The organism is Chitinilyticum litopenaei DSM 21440, assembly GCF_000428145.1.
In the GTDB taxonomy this organism is placed as follows: Bacteria; Pseudomonadota; Gammaproteobacteria; order Burkholderiales; family Chitinibacteraceae; genus Chitinilyticum; species Chitinilyticum litopenaei.
On record NZ_KE386630.1, the window covers coordinates 18,730 to 39,647 of the forward strand.

A 20,918-nucleotide genomic window follows, 5' to 3' on the forward strand; every position below is an offset into this window, starting at 1 on the left:
ATGCCCATCACGCTCGAAAGTATTCAGGCCAAGCAAGACGAACTGGCCGCCATGATTGCAGCCCTTCAGGGGCAGGTGAAATTCGAAGCCATGTTCCCGATCGAGGTTTCGGCTCCGCAGCTCCCGATAACAATCTAGTGGTCGTGCACGTTGCTGTGCGAGGACGGCAAAACCAAGTACCACCTGATCTTGCTTCCCGGCGACAGCGATAGCGCCGAGTGGCAGGAGCAGATGGACTGGGCCAAGTCCATCGGCGGCGATCTGCCCAACCGCATCGAGCAGGCCATGTTGTGGGCCAGGCTCCGCGATCAGTTCCAGGAAAACTGGTACTGGAGCAACGAAACACATCATCGCGACGCCGGCTACGCCTGGTCTCAGGACTTCAGCTACGGCCACCAGGGCAACGACCGCAAGAGCAGCGCGCTCCGCGCGCGTGCCGTCCGCAGATTGCCCATTTAACCCTTCATCCATTTGAGGTGTGCAATGCCCATCACGCTCGAAAGTATTCAGGCCAAGCAAGACGAACTGGCCGCCATGATTGCAGCCCTTCAGGGGCAGGTGAAATTCGAAGCCATGTTCCCGATCGAGGTTTCGGCTCCGCAGCTCCAGCCCGGCGAGAAGTGGGCGTGCACGTTGCTGTGCGAGGACGGCAAAACCAAGTACCACCTGATCTTGCTTCCCGGCGACAGCGATAGCGCCGAGTGGCAGGAGCAGATGGACTGGGCTGTCGAACAAGGCGGCGATCTGCCGGACTGCGTCGAACAGGCTGTGCTGTTCAAGTACCTGCCCGACGAGTTCAAGAAGGAGGCGTACTGGAGCAATACGCAGCACGCCACAGACGCCGGCTACGCCTGGTATCAGAACTTCAGCTACGGCACCCAGGGCATCAACCGCAAGTTCACCGCGCTCCGCGCGCGTGCCGTCCGCCGCATCCCGGTGAGCGACCGTCATGGCAACGATTGAAAGCCTGCTGCGAAAAACCACCCCGGCTGGCGACTGCCAGGAGTGGGCCGGCTACATTGCCAAATCAGGCTATGGCCTGGTTTGGCATTCCGGCAAAACGCGGCAAGTCCACAGGGTTAGCTATGAGTTGCACAAGGGGCCGATTACCGACGGACTGCACGTCATGCACATCTGCGACAACCGGAAGTGCATCAACCCTGGCCATTTGGTTCTTGGCACGCGGGCCGACAATATGGCCGACATGATTGCCAAGAAACGCGATGTCAAAGCAAAGGGGGTCAGCCATCCCAATGCCAAGCTTAGCCCTGAGATTGCGGCGGAAATTCGAAGGCGCTACATCCCCTATGACCGCACCAACGGCTCGTCCGCCCTGAGCAGAGAGTTTGGCGTATCGCAGGGAGCCGTGTACGCGTGCATTCGCGGTGTAACGTGGCAACCGCCCGTGAGTGCGCCTCTTGTCGGCGTGACGCAATTGGCCTATGCTCCTTTCGTTGCGGTCAATCCCGCAACCGGGCGTGGAAACCCGGATTTAGCAAAGGCGCACCAGCGCCGCACGGCGCTTTTTTGTCGCCGTTGATTTGGCAATGGTGCGCGCATGGCTCTCCAATGGGTGGGCTGTGTGGGCAGCTTCGGCTGGCCGGTTCCTTTGCTCCGGTATTTCCACCCCGCACAGTCCCGCCCCCCTTCCGTGGAAAGAAGGGGGCGGGTTAAACCCAGCAAAGGAGTATTGCCATGAACACCACGCAACTCGTTCCCGTTTTCACCGCCGAACTGAACGGCACCCCCGAACAGCTCTGCAACGCCCGCGACCTGCACGCCACGCTGCAAGTTGGGCGTGACTTTTCCAACTGGATTAAAGACCGCATTGAGCAGTATGGCTTTGTCGAAGGCGAGGACTATTCGCCGGTTTTGGCGAATAGGTCTGACGGCAAGCCCGGCAAGGGGCGCACTGACTACCACATCACCCTCGACATGGCGAAGGAACTGGCCATGGTCGAAAACAATGAGATGGGCCGGCAAGTGCGGCGCTATTTCATTCAGATCGAGCGCGAGGCAAAGAAAGCCGGCGTCGAGCTGCCGCTGTTCATCACCCCCGCCCAGCAACGCCAGTTGCAGGACGCCATCGCCGCCCGCTTCCCGGACGGCAAGCAGCGCCCGTATGCCTGGAGCCGCTTCAACAAGCACTTCCAGCTGGGCAGCTACAAGCAACTGCCCGCCGACCAGTGCGACGAAGCCCTGGCCTACATCGCCCAGATGCCCAACAGCGACGGCAGCCCGCGCCCCGGCGAACTGAACGAGTACGCCATGGCGCAGCTGCAGAGCGCCCGCTTCTGCCTGCACTTCAACGAACAGGGCCGCATGCTGCTGATGGACATCCCCGCTGACGCCGTGATGGTGACGGCGCAGCAACTGCCCAAGCTGCTGGCCGACCCCGGCTGCGCCGCGTTCCGCAGTGCCGACATGCCCGACATCATTGCCGCCGCTGCAACCCGGCTCAAAAAAGCCGCCTGATACACACAACCCTATCGCCATGCAGGCTTTTATTATCAAAGCCTGCAGTCGCATACCCAACCAAGCCCGCCACATCGCGGGCTTTTTCACGCCCACGATAATGAGGACTCCCCATGCTCTGGTTCCGCAACCTGCAAATCTACCGCCTCAATCCCGACCACGGCATGAGCGCCGACAGCATCCGCGCCAGTCTGGAGAAAAAGCCCTTCGTCCCCTGCGGGAGCATGGACATGAACAGCGCCGGCTGGATCGCGCCGGCCAAGCACCGCCCGGACGATCTGATCTACACCCAGCAGGACGCCGTGCTGGTTGCGCTCAAGACCGAAACCAAGCTGCTGCCCGCCATCGTCATTCGCCAGGAAGCCGACGAGCGCATCCGCCACATCGAGGAAGAGGAAGCGCGCAAGGTCGGCCGCAAGGAAACCCGCGAAATCCGCGAGCGCGTCGCCGAGGAGCTGCTGCCGCGGGCCTTTGCCAGGCAGGGCGTACAGCGCGCGATCATCGACCTGCAGAACAATCTGGTGCTGGTGGAAAGCGCCTCCGCCAGCCGCGCCGAGAACCTGCTGTCCGACCTGCGTGAAGCGCTGGGCAGCCTGCCGACACGCCTGCTGCAGACCAATACCACGCCACAGACGGCCATGACGATCTGGCTCGAGCACGGCGCACCGGATGGGTTCACCCTCGACGCAGACGGCGAGCTGCGTTTCCCGGGTGACGGCGGCGCGGTCATCAGCGTGAAGCGCCAGGATCTGAATGCCGACGAGGTGCGCAAGCACCTGGAGAGCGGCAAGCTCGTGACCAAGCTGGGCATGAGCTGGGACGAGCGCATCAGCTTCCAGCTCACCGAGAAACTGGAGCTCAAGCGCCTGGCCATGCTCGACGTGCTGCAGGACGACCTGAAAAACGCCGACGCCGACAGCCAGGACGCGCTGTTCGAATCGAGCTTCGCGCTGACCGTGGGCGAGCTGCGCCAGCTGGTGCCGGCGGTGATAGAAGTGCTGGGCGGGGAGTTGCCGTCATGACCACGATCAGAATTGACGTCAATATTGATGAGGTTCTCGATGAAATTGACACCGAAGACCTGATCCAAGAGTTGGAGCACCGCGCAAGACGCGGCGGGCGCGATTATCCAGGCAGCTTTGACATTGCCAGCGATGAAGAGGTTGACCGCGCGCTTGAGCTGCTGCGCCGTGCAGCCGAGCTTAATGATGCCCATTTGCTTCACGAAGCCGCGCGCGATGTCCTTTGGTGCACAAAAGGACAGCTGATCAACTGATGACCCGCCGCACCCTTATCCGAACCATCCAACGCCAGCGCCGCGCAAGCACGCTGGCGTTTTTACGAGGTAAACGCCATGAACGAACTAGATCAAGCCAAAATCCGAATTCAGCAGCTGGAAGCCCTGAATCAGGCACTGGCAGACGCGAACAAGCGCCTGTCTAACCGTGTGGTGACCATGGCCCACGATCTGCAGGAAGCCAATAACCAGCTCGACGACCTGCAACGCAGGGCGGCCTGACCGTGCCCGCACCCAAGCCCATCCCCTGCCCGGACTGTGGCGAACGCATGGAGCGCTACCGCCGGATCGACCCCGCGAACAGCCCACCGGGCTCACTGGTCCGCTGCAGCTGTGGACTGCACGCCTACGCCTGGGACAGCGGCGAGCTGGAGCGTCGCGAGCCGGGCAGCAAGAAGCGCCACCGCACCGCGGCCAAGCGCCAGAAGATGCTGGCCCTGCTCGCTACCCATCCCAAGGGCCTGACGCTGGAAGAGCTGGCGGGGCTGATGCACCGCGAGCGCGCTGGCTTCGATGGCGACATGCAAGAGCTGCACGCCGCCGGGCTGGTCCACATCAGCGACTGGCGCAGCAATGCCCAGTCCGGCATGGGCCGGCGCGCTGCAGTGTGGTCAGCCGGCGCCGGCAAGGACAAGGCCTGGCAACCGATCAAGCAAACCTACCGCCGGCACAGCGAGCACATGCGATATGGCCACGCGCTGGCCAATGCCGTGCGCCGTGCCCGCCAGGACGGAGCCAGCCGCCTGATTGTCGACGGCACGCTGATCTGGGACCGGCAGACGAAGTGGAACCCTGATTTGAGGAAAGCAGCATGACACCTGAAGAGATCAACGAGCTGCGCGAGATGGCGCAACAAGCGACGCCTCAAGCGTTCGACACCGCGAACCCGCAAGCCATCCTCGCCCTGCTGGACGAGCTGGAACGGCTGCAGTCCGAGCTGCGTGATTCGACAACGCTTGTTTTTGATCTGACCGCAGAGCGCGACGATCTGGCTGCGAAGCTGGCCGCGCTGGAGCAGCAGGAGCCGGTGGCATATGTGTCTGATGCTGTAGCGTTCACACTAAAACTGAAATCCAACCATGCCACCGCAATCAGCACGCTTATTTCATGCAATGCGCGAGGAGATGCAACTGTCCCACTCTACGCCGCCCCCATCCCCGCGCCCGTGGCCGACGAGCGCGAGGCGTTTCTGCTTGGTGGACGCCGCTTCAAAGTCAGCCGGCATAGCCCGGTTGACTACGGGATCAGCGGTCTACCGGCGTCGCTTAACGGCCAGTGGATTGCGCTTGTTGACGCCACCAACGACGTACACATGCAAGCCCGCGCCGCCCTGCAACCGGCGCAGAGTGCGTAGACGCTGACCTCCGGGTACTTCGCGTATGACAGTGACAACGGTTTCGAGCTTTTTGATACCTCCGAAAAGCAAAAAGCTGGGCGCAAACGACACTGGACGACTTCCGCAACGATGCGCGAAGTGACGGCGAATGGCATGACGATGTGGATAGCATCCGATGGGGTGTTGTACTTGGCAAGATCGAAGAAATCGAGCTGCCGGATGATGGATATGACGGCAGCCAAGGCTTAGCGGGATACAGCAAGCCGGTTGATTACATGCTGGTCGATTGTGCGCAGCCTGCGCAACCGGCTGCCGTGCCTGTTGATGAACAAGAGCCTGCTGCGTATCTGCACCGCATGGAAAAAACCACGGAGCTATCATTCTGGGGTGAGGACGCAGAATGCACAGGGCGCAAGGACTGGATTGGATGTGCCCCGCTATTCCTTCACCGCGACAAAGGCTATCTAGCCTCATTCGCGCAACCGTCTGCCGTGCCGGATGGGTGGCAGATTGTGCCGAAAGAGCCGACGCCAGAAATGGTGCGCGCCGCCGACGATGTGAACGAATGCGAGCGCAAGGAATTCAAGGCGAATGCTGTACCGGGCGACGCTTGGGGGCACATCACATTCGCCTGCGCATACCGCGCCATGCTCGCCGCCGCACCGCAGCCCGACAACAAGGAGAACGGCAATGCTGAGTGATGAACAAATTTGCCAAATCGCGAAGCATTGCCGTGCCGTGGAGGGCGAGAATTTTCTTCCTGTAACCTTCGCCCGCGCCATCGAAGCAGCCGCCCGCCGTGAGCGCGTCGCGCGCGTCACTAGCAAGGCTGCCCCATGAGCTTGCTTTTCCCCCGTTGCTTGGGCTACAGTGCCGGTGTCACGTTCAATAGCGTGACCGGGCGTGGAAACCCGGATTTAGCACAGGCGCACCAGCGCCGCACGGCGCTTTTTTGTCGCCGTTGATTTGGCGCAAGTGCGCGCATGGCTCTCCGATGGGCGGGCTGTGTGGGCAGCTTCGGCTGGCCGGTTCCTGTGCTCCGGTATTTCCACCCCATGCAGTCCCGCCCCCCTTCCGTGGAAAGAAGGGCGCGGGTCAATCCCAGCCAGGAGTATTGCCATGACCACTTCCGCACCCGCTGTTCCCGCTGTATTCAACTTTGCCGACAACCTGCCGTTGCGCGTTACCACTGACGAGCACGGCGAGCTGTGGTTTGTTGCCGCCGATGTTTGCGCGGCAATAGAAATTCAGAACGTCACTCAGGCCGTGGCTCGGCTTGATGAAGATGAGCGGTCTATGTTCAACATAGGTCGTCAGGGTGACGCCATTCACGTCAACGAATCAGGCTTGTACTCGCTGATTCTCGGCAGCCGCAAGGCCGAAGCCAAGAAGTTCAAGAGGTGGGTTACATCTGAAGTCCTGCCCACCATCCGCAAGACCGGCAAGTACGAAGTCCCGCAGGCGCCGACCATCACCCCCGCCCAGCAACGCCAGTTGCAGGACGCCATCGCCGCCCGCTTCCCGGACGGCAAGCAGCGCCCGTATGCGTGGAGCCGCTTCAACAAGCACTTCCAGCTCGGCAGCTACAAACAACTGCCCGCCGACCAGACCGACGAAGCGCTGGCCTACATCGCCCAGATGCCCAACAGCGACGGCAGCCCGCGCCCCGGCGAACTGAACGAGTACGCCATGGCGCAGCTGCAGAGCGCCCGCTTCTGCCTGCACTTCAACGAACAGGGCCGCATGCTGCTGATGGACATCCCCGCTGACGCCGTGATGGTGACGGCGCAGCAACTGCCCAAGCTGCTGGCCGACCCCGGCTGCGCTGCGTTCCGCCGCGCCGACATGCCCGACATCATCGCCGCCGCCGCAACCCGGCTCAAAAAAGCGGCGTAATACCCAGCACCCCACCAGCCTGCAGCCTTTCCAGTGAAATGGCTACAGGCGGATACCCACCACCCCGCCGCGCGCGGGGATTTTTACGCCCGGAGCGTCCATGACCACCCACACCCACCAAGCCCGCGTCTATCTGGCGCAGGCCCGGCACGTTCGCATCAAGCAGCCACAGCATCAGGACTGGTACTGGACGCTGATCGGCTGGGCGGCGAAGTGCCGGCGGGCGGCGATGACGCCTGAACCTTCCGGAATTTCCGGAGAGTTGCCCGCGCAGCTCGAACTGTTTTGAACACCAGCCCGCAGCAGCGGGCTTTCTCTTGGAGGCAGCAATGCGAATCACCCTGACTGAATGGGCGCGGCGCAACTTCGACCCGCCGCCGACGCGGCAGACGCTCTACAACTGGCGCGAGGCTGGGTTGATCAACCCGGCGCCCAAGTTCATCGGCCGCAGCTACTGGGTGGAAGAGGATGCGCAAGTCATCGGAGCGCGTACCTGCGCCCCGAAAAAGAAACGTAAACTGGAGGGCAAGGCAACTCGCCTTGTTGATCGGATTGGCTGAAATGGTTGGAAGGCGGCAGAGGGCCCGACGCAATTGGCCGGACTACCTCATTGCAAGGAAGAAGGCGCAAGGGCTGTACTACTACTGGCGCGACCCGCGCACCGGCAGGGAGTACGGCCTTGGCTATGACTTTGCCGAGGCCGCCAGCCAGGCGCGCGAAGCAAACAGCGCCATTCTGGCTGAGCGCCAGGCTCCCGTTGCCAGACTGGCGGACCGGCTGTCCGGCCAGAACGGGCAGACAATGGCGGAGTGGCTGGACAAGTTCGATGCCATCCTGCTGCGCAGACCCGGCAAGCGCGGCATGGAGCGCAGCCCCAACACACTCAAGACCGACCGCAGTCGCATCAAGCACCTGCGCGAGCACTTCGGCGAGGCCCTGCTTGCCGGCATCACCACCAAGCACTGCAACGACCTGATCGAGCGCTTCATCGCAGAGGGGAAGCAGCGACAGGCGCAGTCGATGCGCTCATTCATGATCGACTGCTTCAGTGAGGCTGAGGCGGCAGGCTGGATCCCGCGCGACAGCAATCCCGCATCCATCACCCGGGCCCCGCAGGTCAACGTCAAGCGCGCGCGGCTCACGCTCGAGCAATTCATGGCGTATCTGGACCAGGCGAAGTCAGGCTATCCGTGGCTGGTTCACGCCCTGCAGCTCGCAATCCTGACCGGACAGCGCATCGGTGATGTGAGCAACATCAAATACAGCGATGCACATGACGGCTTCCTCCATGTTGTGCAGGACAAGGAGGGTCACAAGCTACGCATCCCGTTGGCTCTTGGGCTGCCGCAGATCGGGCTGACCATCGAGCAGGTTATCCAGTCCAGCAGGCGCTTCGGAGTCGTCGGCAGCAAGTACGTCCTGCACCATACCGTGGCGCGCACGCTCTGCAAGCGCGGTGATCGAGTGCATGAACAGGCCATCAGCAAGGCCTTCTTGCGGCTCACGCAGAAGATCAGTGACGAGCAGCGAAAAGCCTGGTGGGGCGACAAAGACCCGCCGACCTTCCACGAACTGCGCTCGCTGTCGAAGCGGCTCTACGACGAAATCGGGGTGGACACCAAGACCTTGCTGGGTCACTCGTCCGAGGAAATGGCTGCCAAGTATCGGGACATGCGCGGCGACTGGATGACGGTCAAATTGCCAGAAATCAAACAGGCATAAGTGACATCATCATTGACACGCTGAGTGACACGCCAGCATTTATGCGGGTTTGCGGCTAGTTGCAAATGCTGCCGGTGCAGACCATCAAAACGCGGTAAGGCTTGCTCATTGCTCAAACTCCCGGGCAGGAAAACGCCGATTGTAACGAAATTTCCAGCGGCACATTTGATCAGGGCCAGATTCTGCCGCAGCCGGCACGACCATGCGGGCCGGGAAGCTGCGCACGGAGATAATCCACCCGGCAGACCGGTACGCGCCTATACTCGGCATCCGACATCCCGTTTGGGCGTGTCATCAAGGAGTAAGGTCGTGGGCAAGCTGAAACAAAGCAACAAGGAAGCCAAGAAACAACCCCTTCTCACCCAGAAAGAAAAAAAGCACGCCAAGCAGGTCAAGAAGCTGGCTGCCGGCATTACGCCACTCCTGCCCCACTAGGCACAGCCAGCGGCCAGCAACGCGCCGCCACTGCTGATCCAAGCCCCGCCCGATCGCGGGGCTTTGCTTTGCAGCCAACAGAGAGGGTATACGGCTGAAGCCCTTCGCCCAAGTAGGACTGTGAGACAATACCCCCAAAGCCAACTGCCCGCAGGCAGGCTCAGCCCTCGCTGCGGCGCACCAGCAGAATCACCGGCAACAGGCCGGCCAGCACGATGAAGAGACTGGGCAGCGCCGCGCGCTCCCACATGCCTTCCGAGGTCATTTCAAACACGCGGACCGCCAGCGTGTCCCAGCCGAAGGGCCGCGTCATCAGCGTGATCGGCATTTCCTTCATCACGTCGACAAACACCATCAAGAGCGCGGTAAACAGGCCGCCGCGCAAGAGCGGCACATAGAGGCGCCACAAGAGCGCACGGCCACTGCAGCCAGCCAATCGGGCAGCGTCTTCCTGATTGCGGGTGATGCGCTGCATCGCGCTTTCCACCGGCTGATGGCCGACCACCAGAAAGCGCGCGGCCAGCGCCAGCAAGAGCACGGCCAGCGAGCCCTTGAGCACCTCGACACCGCTGAAACCCAGCGGTTGCAGCCAGGCCAGCAGCAGGCCGTCCAGCCAGGCCACCGGAATGAAGACGCCAACCGCCAGCACAGTACCCGGCACCGCATAGCCCAGCACCGCCAATCTGCCCATGAGCTGTACGAGCATACCCCCGGAAACGCCGCGATAACGCCGCTGGACAAAGCCCAGCCACAGCGCCATCAGCGTGATGACCAGCGCAGCCAGCGCGCCCAGCAAAAGGCTGCGGCCGATAAAGCCCGGATAGCGGTCATCGAAATCCTCGGCCCAGACGCCCTTCACCCACAGCAGCAACTGCAGCAACGGGATCAGGAAAGCCACCAGCAGCACCAGCCAGCAGCAGCCGGCAGCCAGCGCGCCACGCCAGCCCTTGAGCGCAATGCGCGCCCGGCCGGCTGCGCGGGCGTGATACTGGCGCCGGCCGCGGCTCTTCTGCTCCACGACCGCCAGCACCAGCACCAGCAACACCAGCAGCGAGGCCAGCTGCGCGGCGGCGGGCAGGTTGAAGAGCGCAAACCACGATTTGTAGATGGCGGTGGTAAAGGTGTCGTAGTTGAACACCGACACCGTGCCGAAATCGGCCAGCGTTTCCATCAGCGCCAGCATCACGCCGCCGACGATCCACGGCCGCGCCAGCGGCAGCGCCACGCGCCAGAAGGCCTGCCAGCGATTCAGCCCCAGCGTCTGCGCGGCCTCAAGCGCACGCACGCCCTGGGTCACGAAGGCATTGCGCGCCAGCAGATACACATAGGGATAGAAGGACAGCGAGAGCACGAGAATGACGCCGCCGGTCGAGCGTATCGGCGGAAACCAGACCGGCCCGCCGAACCAGGCGCGCAATTGCGTCTGCACGGGGCCGGTGAAATCGAGCAGGCCCACCTGCACGAAGGCCAGCACATAGGCCGGCATCGCCAGCGGCAGCATCAGCGCCCAGCCAAAGAAGCGCCGACCCGGGAACTCGCACACGGCAGTCAGCCAGGCCAGCGGCACGCCCAGCAGCAGCACGCCGGCCGAGACGCCAATCACCAGCCACAGCGTGTTGAGCAGCACGCGCGGCAGCACGTACTCGCTCAGGTGCGCCCAGATTTCCGGTTGCGGATTGAGAAAGGAAGCCAGCACCACCAGCAGCGGCACAACGGTGAGCAAGGCAATCGGCAAAAGGTAAAGCGGCCCCTTCAGGGCGGAAAGTCGGGACATGCGGCAGAAGTTCGGGCGTGTTGCGGTGCGTGGTCACAGGGGCTTGAGCTGTTCGTCAGCCAGCCCGGCCAGAAGGCTGCGGCCTTCCTTGGAGACGCGCAGTATCGCATAGCGCGCCCTGCTGTAGCGCTCCGCCTCGCCTTCGCCAAAGAAATAGGCATGGCTGGGCAGCATGATGCGGTAGCCGTTGACAATCTTCACGCGCAGGCGCAGCTCGTCATGGCCCGGCTCGGGCGCGCCGGTCCCCACCCAGACCGGCGTGCCGACCCGGCGTGCATCCAGACGCAGCAGCACTTGCAGGGTGCCGTAATCCGGCCAGTGCCGACCGGCGTGCTGCTGCAGGCTGCGATCGACATCCCGCACCAGCGCATAATTCAGCGCCATATAGTCGCCCTGCAGCAGGGAGCGCGGATCGACCGGCGCCAAAGGCAGGTATACGACGCTACCCTTTTGCAGCAATTGCTCGTGGCGATATACCCCAATATTCAGTACCAGCAGCGTGGCGATGATGGCCAGTACGGGAAGCAGCATCCGGTTCATTGCAGCGACTCCTTGCGCAGCAGTCCCGCCAGACCAAGCAGGACGAAGCCGACGACGATCAGCACCAGTCCCTTGTAGAGCAGCGGCCAGTCCAGCAGGTAATAGAAACGACTGAATGCATAGACGGCGCCGCCGCCACCAAGGAGGGCCAGCAGGCGCTGCCGCCCCGGCACCAGCATCGCCAGCCACATGAGCAGCACCGGGTAGAGAAACAGCTCGCTCATCAGCAACAGCGGCAGCACGGCCAGCCAGGGCAAGGCCCAGCGCAGCGGCACCCGCTCGCGCCGCAGACCGTGACAAACGGCAAGCACCAGCGCCAGCACCGGCAGCGCCTGCTGCTGCACCACGCCAGCCATATGACCCGCACCCTGCCAGGGCAGATTGGCGCTCATCCACAGGTAATGGCGCTCGGCCAGCGCCAGCCCCAACGCAACGACCGCCAGCGCCAGCCGCAAGGCTGGCAGGCGTTCGCCCCAGGGCGGCGGCGCCAGCCACCACCATGACAGGAGCAGCACCAGCAGTGTTTGCCGCAGGATGGCGCCGAAATACGATACCCACGCTCCCTCGTCCAGCCAGCTCACGTCCAGCCCCAGCCAGTACCAGACGATGGCGGCCAGCACCAGCGCGGCGGCAAAGCGCAGCGCTGGATTGCGGGAAAACCACCAGATGGCTGCCGCCGGCAGCACGTACACCAGATCGAGGTATTGCCACCAGCGGTAGCTGCCATCCTGCAGGGCGTCGATGGCCAGCGGCAGCAACCCTGCCCCCGCCATGCACAGCGGCACGCCCATATCGGCCAGAAAACTGCCGGACTGCCGCCCGGCCAGCCAGTAACCGCTCAGGCCAAACAGCGGCGCCAGCAGCAGGGCGCTGGCCTCGCCGGAGAACGATAGCGGGCCGATGGCCACGGCGATGATCAGCAAGATGGCGCAAAACCAGGCCCCCAGCGCCTGCAGCATGCGCACCGTCAGTGGCAGCGTAGCAGCGGCCCCTCCAGAAGCATCACGATCAGTCATGGTGCGGCTCCCTGCGCCCGGTCATTCTCAGCCAGTAGCCCAGCCCCGCGAAACTGCCGACTGCCAGCAAGGCCAGCAGCAGCAGACCGCCACGGGAGTCGAGCGCGCGCCCGAGCGCGATCAGCCCGCCCACCCACAGCGAATAAGCGGGACAGGCCAGCCACAGCAGCGGGGCACGCTGGCGAAAACGCCACAGCGCAGCGACGTTGAGGCCGAGCCAGAACAGGATGGACAAGCCCGGATGGATGGCCAGCCAGGCTCGCAGCGGCACGGCATCGCCCCGCCAGTCGAGCACGGCGGCCCAGGCGGGAATGGCGAGCACAAAGGACGCCACCAGCAGCACACCATGCGCAAACGGCCCCGGCTGCCCGGCCCGGAACACCAAGTACCAGCAGGCTGCCAGCCAGAGCAGCAACAGTGGCCAGAGCCCGGCCTGCGGCCAGTAGGCCTGCCAGCCCGCCGTCTGGTTGTTGAACAGGATGATCGCCGTGCTGGCCAGCAGCAACCAGAATCCCCATAGCGGCTCATGGCGCGCCCAGAGCGTCCAGGGCAGCGCCAGCAGGGCCCAGGCAGCAAAGAGCTCCCAGGCGTCGGCGCCGGTCTGATAGGTTTGCCCGATCACCGCCAGCCAGGCGCCGGTCAGCACCACCACGGCCAGCGCAGCCCAGGCGCCGGCCGGTCGCTGGCGCAGCACAAACCAGGCCAGCACCGCCAGCAGCCAGACCCCCTGCGCCAGCGCGACGCGCGCCAGTGCTGGCCAGGTCCACCAGTTGGCGGCAAACACCATGATGATGCCCGCCAGCACGCACAGGAGCCCGCCGACGGCAGGTGTGCGCCACAGCCAGCGCCGCCAGCCGGCCAGATCGGGCAGCTCGCCTGCCGCACGGGCAGCAGCCAGGTAGTCATCCTGGCTCAGCTGACCAGCCAGTACAGCCTGCTCGGCAGCAGTTACGTCGGAAGCCTGCATGATCACTCCATCCCCAATCCGGTATGTGCAGCCTACGCCGCCTGGCAGGCAAGCAAAAGCCCGGCATGGCCGGGCTCATTGCGTGCACCTGTCGGGTGCGGAAAGTGCACTGCCTACGGTTGCGCAACCGGGCGCATGTCTCTGGCATGAAACACGCTTGCCCGGCGCTGCGGCCGCTCAGCGGTAACCGGCGCGATCCATCAGCTTGGTGGCTTCAGCCTGCAGTTCACCCGCCTTGGCCACATTGATGGTGTCCTGCTTGAACGGGCCCCAGGACTTGATGACCGAATCAGGCTGGATCTTCGGGTTGGCCGGGTATTCCAGGTCGCGGTCGGTATAGATGAATTGCGCCTTGTCGGACGACAGCCATTCGATCAGCTTCTGCGCACCGGCAGCATTCTTGGCATGGCGGGTCACGCCGGCGCCGGATACGTTGACGTGCGCGCCCTCTTCCTTCTGGTTGGCCCAGAACACGGTAACCGGGAAATCCTTTTCCTTGTCGATGATGCGGCCCAGATAGTAGGTGTTGGCGATGCCCACCTGGCACTGGCCGGCGGCAATGGCCTTCAGGAGCGCGGTGTCGTCGGCGAACACATCGGTCGCCAGATTGGCCACCCAGCCGCGCACGATGGATTCGGTCTTTTTCTCGCCCAGCTCGGCCATCATGGTGGCAACCAGCGACTGGTTGTAGACCTTCTTGCTGGTACGCAGGCAGAGTTTGCCCTTCCACTTCGGATCTGCCAGATCGGCATAGGTGGAAAGCTGCTCGGGCTTCACCAGCGTCTTGTTGTAAACGATGGTGCGTGCCCGCACGGACAGGCCGAACCATTCATTCTTCGGGTCGCGCAGGTGGGCCGGGATATTCGCTTCCAGCACCGGCGACTTGATGGCGCGCAACAGGCCCATGTTCGACGCCTGCCAGAGGTTGCCGGCATCAACGGTAATCAGCACATCGGCGGGGGTATTCGCACCTTCGGCCTTCAGGCGCTCCATCAGCGGGCCTTCCTTGTCGCTGCGCAGCTTGATTTCGACGCCGGTTTCCTTGGTGAAGGCATCGAACAGCGGCTTGATCAGCTGCTCGTTGCGGGCGGAATAAACGGTAACGGTTTCGGCCGAAGCGGCGCCGGCCAGGGCCGCGAACAGCAGGGAAGCAAGAAGACGGGATTTCATGAAATGCCTCGCGCAAGGAAGAAGGAGTAAGAGTCGGCCGCAATGATAATCCAAACAATAGCCATTCTCAAATCGGCACATGCTGCCGCAGCGGCCGCCCGGTACTGACTGCACGCCCCGGCGACCAGACTGCCGTGGCGTGCGGCAGGACTGCTGAGCCGGCACTGCGCACGCCGCCCGAACACCACAGCGAATTGCCGCTCCGGCCTGTCCTCGCACCGGCGCTGCGGCTACAATCTGCGGCCATTGTTTTCGCATTACCGAAAGGACATCTCATGCTGTGGTTCCGCAACCTGCAAATCTACCGCCTCAATCCCGACCACGGCATGAGCGCCGACAGCATCCGCGCCAGTCTGGAGAAAAAGCCCTTCGTCCCCTGCGGGAGCATGGACATGAACAGCGCCGGCTGGATAGCCCCGGCCAAGCACCGCCCGGACGATCTGATCTACACCCAGCAGGACGCCGTGCTGGTGCAACTGAAAACCGAAACCAAGCTGCTGCCGGCCATCGTCATCCGCCAGGAAGCCGACGAGCGCATCCGCCACATCGAGGAAGAGGAAGCGCGCAAGGTCGGCCGCAAGGAGACCAAGGAAATCCGCGAGCGCGTGGCCGAAGAGCTGCTGCCGCGCGCCTTTGCCAAACAGGGCGTGCAGCGCGCCATCATCGACCTGCAGAGCAACCTGGTGCTGGTGGAAAGCGCGTCCGCCAGTCGGGCCGAAAACCTGCTGTCCGACCTGCGTGACGCACTGGGCAGCCTGCCCACGCGCCTGCTGCAGACCAGCACCACCCCGCAAACTGCAATGACCGTCTGGCTGGAACAGGGCGCACCCGATGCCTTTACGCTTGATGCCGACTGCGAGCTGCGTTTCCCGGGCGACGATGGCGCGGTTGCCCGCTTTTCGCGCCAGGATCTGAACGCCGACGAGGTGCGCAAGCATCTGGAGAGCGGCAAGCTCGTGACCAAGATGGGCCTGTCCTGGGATGAGCGCATCAGCTTCCAGCTCACCGAAAAGCTGGAACTCAAGCGTCTGGCCATGCTCGATGTGCTGCAGGATGACCTGAAAAATGCCGACGCCGACAGCCAGGACGCGCTGTTCGAATCGAGCTTCGCGCTGACCGTGGGTGAGCTGCGCCAGTTCGTTCCCGCCATCATCGCAGCGCTGGGTGGCGAACTGCCGGCCTGAGGCTGGCAGGACGCCGGACATACACACACCCCTATTGGCATGCAGCCCTTTACCATAATGGGCTGCAAAGCCATACCCAAGCAGGAAGCAAGTACATGGAATTCTGGAGCAGCCTTAGCGTCGTCGGCGCCATTGTGTTCAGCCTGGGCGCCGCGATGGTGCTTTACGCCACCTTCAGCGCCATCCTGATGCTGGCCGGACGCAAGGAGAAACGCTGGCTGACCGGCATTGGCCTCTTGGGTGTCCTGATCGGCCTGGCCATCGCCATTCCGGCCCCGGCACGCCATGCCGACAAGGCCTGGCTGGGCGGCGTGGTACTGACCTTCGCGCTCATCGCCCCCGTCTACGCCTTCCGCCAGCGGGCGACGGAAGGCTGGCTGTGGACGCTGTTCTGGCGCGGCTGGTTGCTGACACTGATCAGCCTGCCGATGATCTTCGGCTGGCTGCTGCAGGCCGGCCGGGCGCTGGCGGCCTGAACGCCATTCAGCTTCGGCAAGGCAAGATTACTCGCCCGGCTTGGCCGGGGTATCCAGCGGCAGCACGGCCACTTCGTCCTTGTTGTCGGCGAGGATGTTGAGCGTCACCCGGCGATTCTTGGCGCGGCCTTCGATGCCGTCGTTGCTGTCGATGGGCCGGTATTCGCCATAGCCGATGGCAACCATGCGCTGCGGGGCGACGCCGGCCTGCACGAAGACGCGCACCACGCTGGCCGCGCGCGCGGCCGACAGCTCCCAGTTCGACGGAAATTGCGCCGAATTGATCGGCGCATTGTCGGTGTGGCCCTCGATCTGGATCAGATTGTCGGTGTCCTTCACCATTTCGGCGACGCGCGACAGACCGGCCACCGACTGTGGCTGCAGGTCGGCGCGGCCGGTGTCGAAGAGCACCGAATCGCTGATTTCGACGGCGATACCGCGCTTGGATTGCGTGACGCGCACCTTGCCCTCGTCGATCAGCTGATCGAGCGAGCTTTTGATCTTGCTCGCCATGTCCTGCATCTTCTTCGCCTGCTCTTCGGTCGCCTTGTTCGGCACCGGCGGCGCGGGCAGCGCGATGGGCTTGGCTGGCGCCCCCATCACCGTCTGGTTGCCGATCTGGATCACCTTGGTCGACGTTGGCGGCTGCTTGAAGGCCTGCACCAGCGAATCCGACAGGACACGATACTTGCCCTCGTTGACCGAGGAAATCGCGTACATCACCACGAAAAAGGCGAACAGCAGCGTGATGAAGTCGGCGTAGGACACCAGCCAGCGCTCATGGTTGTCATGATCGTCGTGCCTGAGCCTGTCCCTGGCCATGCCCGTCTCCTGGTGCCCGCCTCAGCGCAGCTGGAACTGCAGCTGCGTGCCGAGGTGGTTTGCCGCGCTCACGCCGATCTGGCGGGCGATACGGTCAGCAAAGCTGGCCTGCGGGGTAAAGTCCACCAGTTTTTCGACCTTCACGACGTCGCGCGCGACGCTGGCGACCGAACCCATGCCGTCGACGAGGCCCAGCTTCTGGCCGGCTTCGCCGCTCCAGACCATGCCACTGTAAAGATCCGGATCATCGACGAGCTTCTTGCCGCGGCCGTTCTTCACCGCATTGATGAATTGCGTGTGAATTTCGTTGAGCATCACCTGCGCCTTGGCCTTCTGGCTGTCATCCAGCGGCGAGAACGGGTCGAGGAAGCCCTTGTTGCTGCCGGCGGTGAGCAGGCGCCGGTCGACGCCAAGCTTTTCCATGGTGCCGGTAAAGCCGAAACCGTCCATCAGTACGCCGATCGAACCGACAATCGACGCCTTGTCGGCGTAGATCTTGTCGGCGGCGGCAGCGACGTAGTAGCAACCGGACGCGCAGACATCCTCGACCACGACATACAGCGGCACCTTGGGGTGCGCCTTGCGCAGCCGCTGCATCTCGTCATAAATGATGCCGGACTGCACCGGGCTGCCACCCGGGCTATTGGCCTGGATGACGACGGCGCGGGTATTCTTGTCGTCGAAGGCGGCATTCAGCCCGTCAACGATCAGCTGGCTGTCGACATTGTCACCCCCAGCGGCAATCACGCCGTCCAGCCTCACGAGCGCAGTGTGCGGCTCGGTACTGAGGTTTTCGCTTTCGCGCGCGCCGATGGCGGCAAACACGCCCAGCACCAGCACGCTCAGATAGGCAAAGGTCAGCAGCTTGAAGAAGATGCCCCAGCGCCGCGCGCGGCGCTGCTCTTTCAGCGAGGCGGTCAGCAGATCCTGCAGCGCCTGGCGTTCCCAGTTTTCACTCATTGGTACAATCCTTCCTTCAGCCACAGCTGGCCATCACGTTCTTCGACCGGCAAGCCGTGCAGGCGCCGCCCCGGGCAGGGGCCGCCGACGCACAGGCCGGTATGCGGAAGATAGTATGCGCCGTGGGTGGAACATACAAGGTATTCGCGGCTGAGGTCGAAAACGTCGCCGGGGTTGAAATCGAGCTCGATCGGCACATGCGCACACTCGTTCAGATAGGCATACACCCTGCCTTCGAAACGCAGCGCGATGGCCTGGTGCTCGACGCCCTTGTGGTCGGTGACGGTGAATTTCAGCGCCAGCCCGCGCTCGAGCAGCTGCGCAGCGTCGCCAAGGCAGCGCTCACTCATGCGCCAGAATCCAGTCGGCCAGCGCCGGGAAGTCGTCGAAGATCGCCAGCGGCTTGAGTTCCTGCAGCGCGCCGACGTCATGCGCGCCGTAGGTGAGTGCGGCGCTCGCGGTGCCGGCGTTGATCGCCAGCTGCAGGTCGTGCGTGGTGTCACCGATCATCAGCGCGCGCTGCGGCGCGACGCCGGCGAACTCCAGCAGGTATTCGAGCATGGCCGGGTGCGGCTTGGAAAACGACTCGTCGGCAGTGCGCGTGGCAAGGAAATAGCGGCCCAGGCCGGTGGCCTCCAGCACGCGCTTGAGCCCCGCGCGCGACTTGCCGGTGGCGACGCACATCGTATAACCAGCCGACGCAAAGCGCTCCAGCGCATCGAGCACGCCGTCGAACAGCACCAGCTGCTGGTCGCGCGCCAGATAGTAATGCCGGTAGGCATCGACGACGCGGCGGATTTCGTCGGCACTGGCCTCGGGCGCCAGGTGCTGCATCGCCTCGTTCAGCCCGTAGCCGATCACGTAGCGCGCGTCGCGCTCGCTCGGCACGGGCAGGCCGACATCCTCAAAAGCCTGGCGGATCGCGTAGGTGATCGTCGCTGTCGAATCCATCAGCGTGCCGTCCCAGTCGAAGACCAGCAGGTCAAAGCGTTTGTTCATTGCCGTTTCCGTATTCATTGATTTGATCAAGTCGGGAGCATGCGCAATACATACACCCCTATCAGACCGCAGCCCATCATCATATTGGGCTGCAACAGTATACCCGGCAGCACATCAAGGGCTTATGCCTGCACCCAGACTGTCGACATAGGCCTGCAGCTCGGCAGGCAGCGGCGCCTCGATGGCGAGCGGCGCATCGGTCAGCGGGTGCCTGAACGCCAGCTTCCAGGCGTGCAGGAACATGCGCTTGAGCCCGGCGCGCTGCAGCGACTTGTTCAGTGCGAAGTCGCCGTATTTTTCGTCGCCGAGAATCGGGTGGCCACTGGACGCCAGATGCACGCGGATCTGGTGCGTGCGGCCGGTTTTCAGTTCGCACTCGAGCAGCGAACAATCGCCCCATTTGCGCAGGCGGTTCACCACCGTGTGCGCGTCGGTGCCATCCGCGGTGACGCGCACCCGGCGCTCGCCGTCCGGCGTCGTGTATTTGAAGAGTTTCAGACGCACATGGCTGCGCGGCTCGGGCCACACATCCTGAACCAGCGCCAGATAGCGCTTGTCGAGCCGGTGATGGTCGCGGAACATCTCATGCAGTTTCACCAGCGCGCTGCGCTTTTTGGCCACCAGCAGGATGCCCGAGGTTTCGCGGTCGAGCCGGTGCACGAGCTCAAGGTATTTGGCCTGCGGGCGCTGCGCGCGCAAAAGCTCGATCACGCCAAACGACACGCCCGAGCCGCCATGCACGGCAATGCCGGCCGGCTTGTTGATGATCAGCAGCGCGTCGTCCTCGAACAGCACTTCCAGCTCCACGCGCTGGCTGGCCGCCTGCGCCGGTGCCGAACTCGGAACCGCCGCCACGCGCACCGGCGGCACGCGCACCACGTCACCGGCTTCAAGACGGCGCGTGACGTCCGCCCTGCCCTTGTTCACGCGCACTTCACCGGCGCGCACGATGCGATAGACGTGGCTTTTAGGCACCCCTTTCAGGCGCTTGAGCAGGAAGTTGTCCAGCCGCTGGCCCGCCTCTTCCTCGCCCACCGTCACCCATTCAACGGATGCTTTGCTTGTTTGTGACATCTTGACATATACTCGCTGTTGCACTGCAGCCAAGATGCTGCGGTCGATTTTCAGTTTTTGCGGCCCGGATTCCATTGGGCCGCGCGGACCAGATGCTGCATGCCGAACGGGCACACCGCAGCGGTTCGCCACCGCAGGCAAGCCTTGCCTGCCGGTTTTCCCGCTCTTTACCGCTGCACACCCTTTCGGTGATGAACAACCCGCCGTGACGCTTTGGTCACTGGCCGCCCATCAGGCTGGCCTCTTGTGCGCGGGACTCACCAGGCCGGTGGGCATCGGTCAGGCAGGGAAGCGGTTAATGATGCTCACCGCGCGCCTCTGAAGCGCGAAAGCAGCGATGGTAATTGATTTAGATTGTCAGCGCACTTCCCGGATTTCCGCGCCAGCCTTGAACGAGCAAACTTGCCGCAAGGATGGCTTGAATACAGCAAACTACTTTTAAACCCTGATCGCTCACTGGCAAGCGTGATGACGACAAGGTGACCGGCGTGACCATTTTCGCCGCAGCAAGAACTCCCTGGCATGACCATGGATGACCGGCTGGCGATGAAAATGACCGCGCAGCACCCGTTGGCGCCCGCACTGGCTCGCAGAGCCGGCCAAATGAATGACCCGGGGATGACCGAACACTGGAGCTTTTTTTCGCCAAGCCGGACTGATATCGCCTGAATTGATCCATCGCCCTGCCCGTGCGCGGACAGCGGCCATGCCCAGACCCGATCTCCGGAACTAGCGGAACCCCAGTGGTTTGCCGCGGACATCCTGCAGTGCGTTT

Annotated in this window: 30 protein-coding genes; 20 read left to right on the forward strand and 10 right to left on the reverse strand. The window is 63.4% G+C overall.

The window, feature by feature from the left end; translation table 11 throughout:
- The 17 genes from C515_RS24190 to C515_RS24840 all read left to right on the forward strand — a co-directional run bounded on the left by C515_RS24190 (position 1) and on the right by C515_RS24840 (position 9,161).
- Complete coding sequence (locus tag C515_RS24190) at positions 1–138, forward strand: hypothetical protein (RefSeq protein ID WP_158380874.1); 138 nt, start codon at positions 1–3, stop codon at positions 136–138.
- 12 nt (positions 139–150) lie between these two features.
- Entirely contained in the window at positions 151–459 is a 309-nt protein-coding gene (locus C515_RS21820) for an Lcl C-terminal domain-containing protein (RefSeq protein WP_051305072.1), read from the forward strand.
- A 24-nt stretch (positions 460–483) separates the two neighbouring features.
- Positions 484–963, forward strand: a complete 480-nt coding sequence (locus C515_RS24430; RefSeq protein WP_028456554.1) for an Lcl C-terminal domain-containing protein — start codon at positions 484–486, stop codon at positions 961–963.
- Entirely contained in the window at positions 950–1,540 is a 591-nt protein-coding gene (locus C515_RS22795; protein ID WP_051305073.1) for an HNH endonuclease signature motif containing protein, read from the forward strand. The genes C515_RS24430 and C515_RS22795 overlap by 14 nt, the downstream gene beginning before the upstream one ends.
- A 155-nt stretch (positions 1,541–1,695) precedes the next feature.
- Positions 1,696–2,475: an antA/AntB antirepressor family protein gene (locus tag C515_RS22800; protein WP_051305074.1), complete on the forward strand. Its 780-nt coding sequence runs from the start codon at positions 1,696–1,698 to the stop codon at positions 2,473–2,475.
- A gap of 113 nt (positions 2,476–2,588) precedes the next feature.
- Entirely contained in the window at positions 2,589–3,497 is a 909-nt protein-coding gene (locus C515_RS0117540) for a recombination-associated protein RdgC (RefSeq protein ID WP_028456555.1), read from the forward strand.
- Complete coding sequence (locus C515_RS0117545; protein WP_028456556.1) at positions 3,494–3,751, forward strand: hypothetical protein; 258 nt, start codon at positions 3,494–3,496, stop codon at positions 3,749–3,751. The genes C515_RS0117540 and C515_RS0117545 overlap by 4 nt, the downstream gene beginning before the upstream one ends.
- Positions 3,752–3,829: 78 nt before the next feature.
- Entirely contained in the window at positions 3,830–3,994 is a 165-nt protein-coding gene (locus C515_RS24200; RefSeq protein ID WP_158380875.1) for a hypothetical protein, read from the forward strand.
- A gap of 2 nt (positions 3,995–3,996) precedes the next feature.
- Positions 3,997–4,587: a hypothetical protein gene (locus C515_RS0117555; RefSeq protein ID WP_144290541.1), complete on the forward strand. Its 591-nt coding sequence runs from the start codon at positions 3,997–3,999 to the stop codon at positions 4,585–4,587.
- The gene (locus C515_RS0117560; protein ID WP_028456558.1) at positions 4,584–5,126 is read left to right on the forward strand and encodes an ead/Ea22-like family protein; all 543 of its coding nucleotides are present in this window, start codon (positions 4,584–4,586) and stop codon (positions 5,124–5,126) included. The genes C515_RS0117555 and C515_RS0117560 overlap by 4 nt, the downstream gene beginning before the upstream one ends.
- A gap of 143 nt (positions 5,127–5,269) precedes the next feature.
- The gene (locus C515_RS21840) at positions 5,270–5,809 is read left to right on the forward strand and encodes a hypothetical protein (RefSeq protein WP_043650305.1); all 540 of its coding nucleotides are present in this window, start codon (positions 5,270–5,272) and stop codon (positions 5,807–5,809) included.
- Entirely contained in the window at positions 5,799–5,948 is a 150-nt protein-coding gene (locus tag C515_RS24205; RefSeq protein WP_158380876.1) for a hypothetical protein, read from the forward strand. Before C515_RS21840 ends, C515_RS24205 begins: the two co-directional genes overlap by 11 nt.
- 279 nt (positions 5,949–6,227) lie before the next feature.
- Entirely contained in the window at positions 6,228–7,004 is a 777-nt protein-coding gene (locus C515_RS22805; RefSeq protein ID WP_051305075.1) for a BRO family protein, read from the forward strand.
- 100 nt (positions 7,005–7,104) lie between these two features.
- Positions 7,105–7,293 (forward strand): hypothetical protein, encoded by a 189-nt coding sequence (locus tag C515_RS0117575; RefSeq protein WP_028456559.1) that lies wholly within the window; start codon positions 7,105–7,107, stop codon positions 7,291–7,293.
- A gap of 40 nt (positions 7,294–7,333) precedes the next feature.
- Positions 7,334–7,564, forward strand: coding sequence for an excisionase (locus C515_RS21850; protein WP_043650308.1), 231 nt, complete (start codon positions 7,334–7,336; stop codon positions 7,562–7,564).
- Positions 7,545–8,726, forward strand: a complete 1,182-nt coding sequence (locus C515_RS0117585) for a tyrosine-type recombinase/integrase (RefSeq protein ID WP_158380877.1) — start codon at positions 7,545–7,547, stop codon at positions 8,724–8,726. Before C515_RS21850 ends, C515_RS0117585 begins: the two co-directional genes overlap by 20 nt.
- Positions 8,727–9,035: 309 nt before the next feature.
- Complete coding sequence (locus C515_RS24840; protein WP_281170881.1) at positions 9,036–9,161, forward strand: hypothetical protein; 126 nt, start codon at positions 9,036–9,038, stop codon at positions 9,159–9,161.
- A 160-nt stretch (positions 9,162–9,321) separates the two neighbouring features.
- On the opposite strand, the gene C515_RS0117595 is transcribed toward C515_RS24840, so the two are convergent.
- The 5 genes from C515_RS0117595 to C515_RS0117615 form a co-directional block, all read right to left on the reverse strand.
- The gene (locus C515_RS0117595; RefSeq protein ID WP_043650310.1) at positions 9,322–10,935 is read right to left on the reverse strand and encodes an ABC transporter permease; all 1,614 of its coding nucleotides are present in this window, start codon (positions 10,933–10,935) and stop codon (positions 9,322–9,324) included.
- 33 nt (positions 10,936–10,968) lie between these two features.
- Positions 10,969–11,475, reverse strand: a complete 507-nt coding sequence (locus C515_RS0117600) for a GDYXXLXY domain-containing protein (RefSeq protein ID WP_028456562.1) — start codon at positions 11,473–11,475, stop codon at positions 10,969–10,971.
- Entirely contained in the window at positions 11,472–12,491 is a 1,020-nt protein-coding gene (locus C515_RS0117605; protein WP_081687047.1) for a DUF4401 domain-containing protein, read from the reverse strand. Before C515_RS0117605 ends, C515_RS0117600 begins: the two co-directional genes overlap by 4 nt.
- The gene (locus C515_RS22810; protein ID WP_051305076.1) at positions 12,484–13,458 is read right to left on the reverse strand and encodes a DUF2157 domain-containing protein; all 975 of its coding nucleotides are present in this window, start codon (positions 13,456–13,458) and stop codon (positions 12,484–12,486) included. The genes C515_RS0117605 and C515_RS22810 overlap by 8 nt, the downstream gene beginning before the upstream one ends.
- A gap of 177 nt (positions 13,459–13,635) precedes the next feature.
- Positions 13,636–14,628 carry a Fe(3+) ABC transporter substrate-binding protein gene (locus C515_RS0117615; protein WP_028456564.1) on the reverse strand — a complete coding sequence of 331 codons (993 nt, stop codon included), beginning with the start codon at positions 14,626–14,628 and terminating at the stop codon, positions 13,636–13,638.
- 275 nt (positions 14,629–14,903) lie between these two features.
- Between C515_RS0117615 and C515_RS0117620 the strand changes: the two genes are divergently transcribed.
- Together C515_RS0117620 and C515_RS0117625 are read left to right on the forward strand one after the other, a co-directional pair.
- Positions 14,904–15,812 (forward strand): recombination-associated protein RdgC, encoded by a 909-nt coding sequence (locus C515_RS0117620; protein WP_051305077.1) that lies wholly within the window; start codon positions 14,904–14,906, stop codon positions 15,810–15,812.
- 95 nt (positions 15,813–15,907) lie between these two features.
- Entirely contained in the window at positions 15,908–16,288 is a 381-nt protein-coding gene (locus C515_RS0117625; RefSeq protein WP_028456566.1) for a hypothetical protein, read from the forward strand.
- 27 nt (positions 16,289–16,315) lie between these two features.
- Here the strand turns inward: C515_RS0117625 and motD are convergent, their stop codons facing one another.
- The 5 genes from motD to C515_RS0117650 all read right to left on the reverse strand — a co-directional run bounded on the left by motD (position 16,316) and on the right by C515_RS0117650 (position 20,143).
- Positions 16,316–17,110, reverse strand: coding sequence for a flagellar motor protein MotD (gene motD / locus C515_RS0117630; protein ID WP_028456567.1), 795 nt, complete (start codon positions 17,108–17,110; stop codon positions 16,316–16,318).
- Between the two features lie 21 nt (positions 17,111–17,131).
- Positions 17,132–18,070, reverse strand: a complete 939-nt coding sequence (locus C515_RS0117635) for a S49 family peptidase (protein WP_028456568.1) — start codon at positions 18,068–18,070, stop codon at positions 17,132–17,134.
- On the reverse strand, positions 18,067–18,420 hold the full coding sequence (locus C515_RS0117640; protein ID WP_028456569.1) for a Rieske (2Fe-2S) protein: 354 nt from the start codon (positions 18,418–18,420) through the stop codon (positions 18,067–18,069). Before C515_RS0117640 ends, C515_RS0117635 begins: the two co-directional genes overlap by 4 nt.
- On the reverse strand, positions 18,413–19,069 hold the full coding sequence (locus C515_RS0117645) for an HAD-IA family hydrolase (RefSeq protein WP_028456570.1): 657 nt from the start codon (positions 19,067–19,069) through the stop codon (positions 18,413–18,415). Before C515_RS0117645 ends, C515_RS0117640 begins: the two co-directional genes overlap by 8 nt.
- 114 nt (positions 19,070–19,183) lie before the next feature.
- A complete protein-coding gene (locus tag C515_RS0117650) occupies positions 19,184–20,143 on the reverse strand; it encodes an RluA family pseudouridine synthase (protein WP_028456571.1) in 960 nt (319 codons plus the stop codon).
- Between the two features lie 522 nt (positions 20,144–20,665).
- Here C515_RS0117650 and C515_RS24210 point away from each other — a divergent pair.
- A complete protein-coding gene (locus C515_RS24210) occupies positions 20,666–20,812 on the forward strand; it encodes a hypothetical protein (RefSeq protein ID WP_158380878.1) in 147 nt (48 codons plus the stop codon).
- Positions 20,813–20,918: the final 106 nt, after the last annotated feature.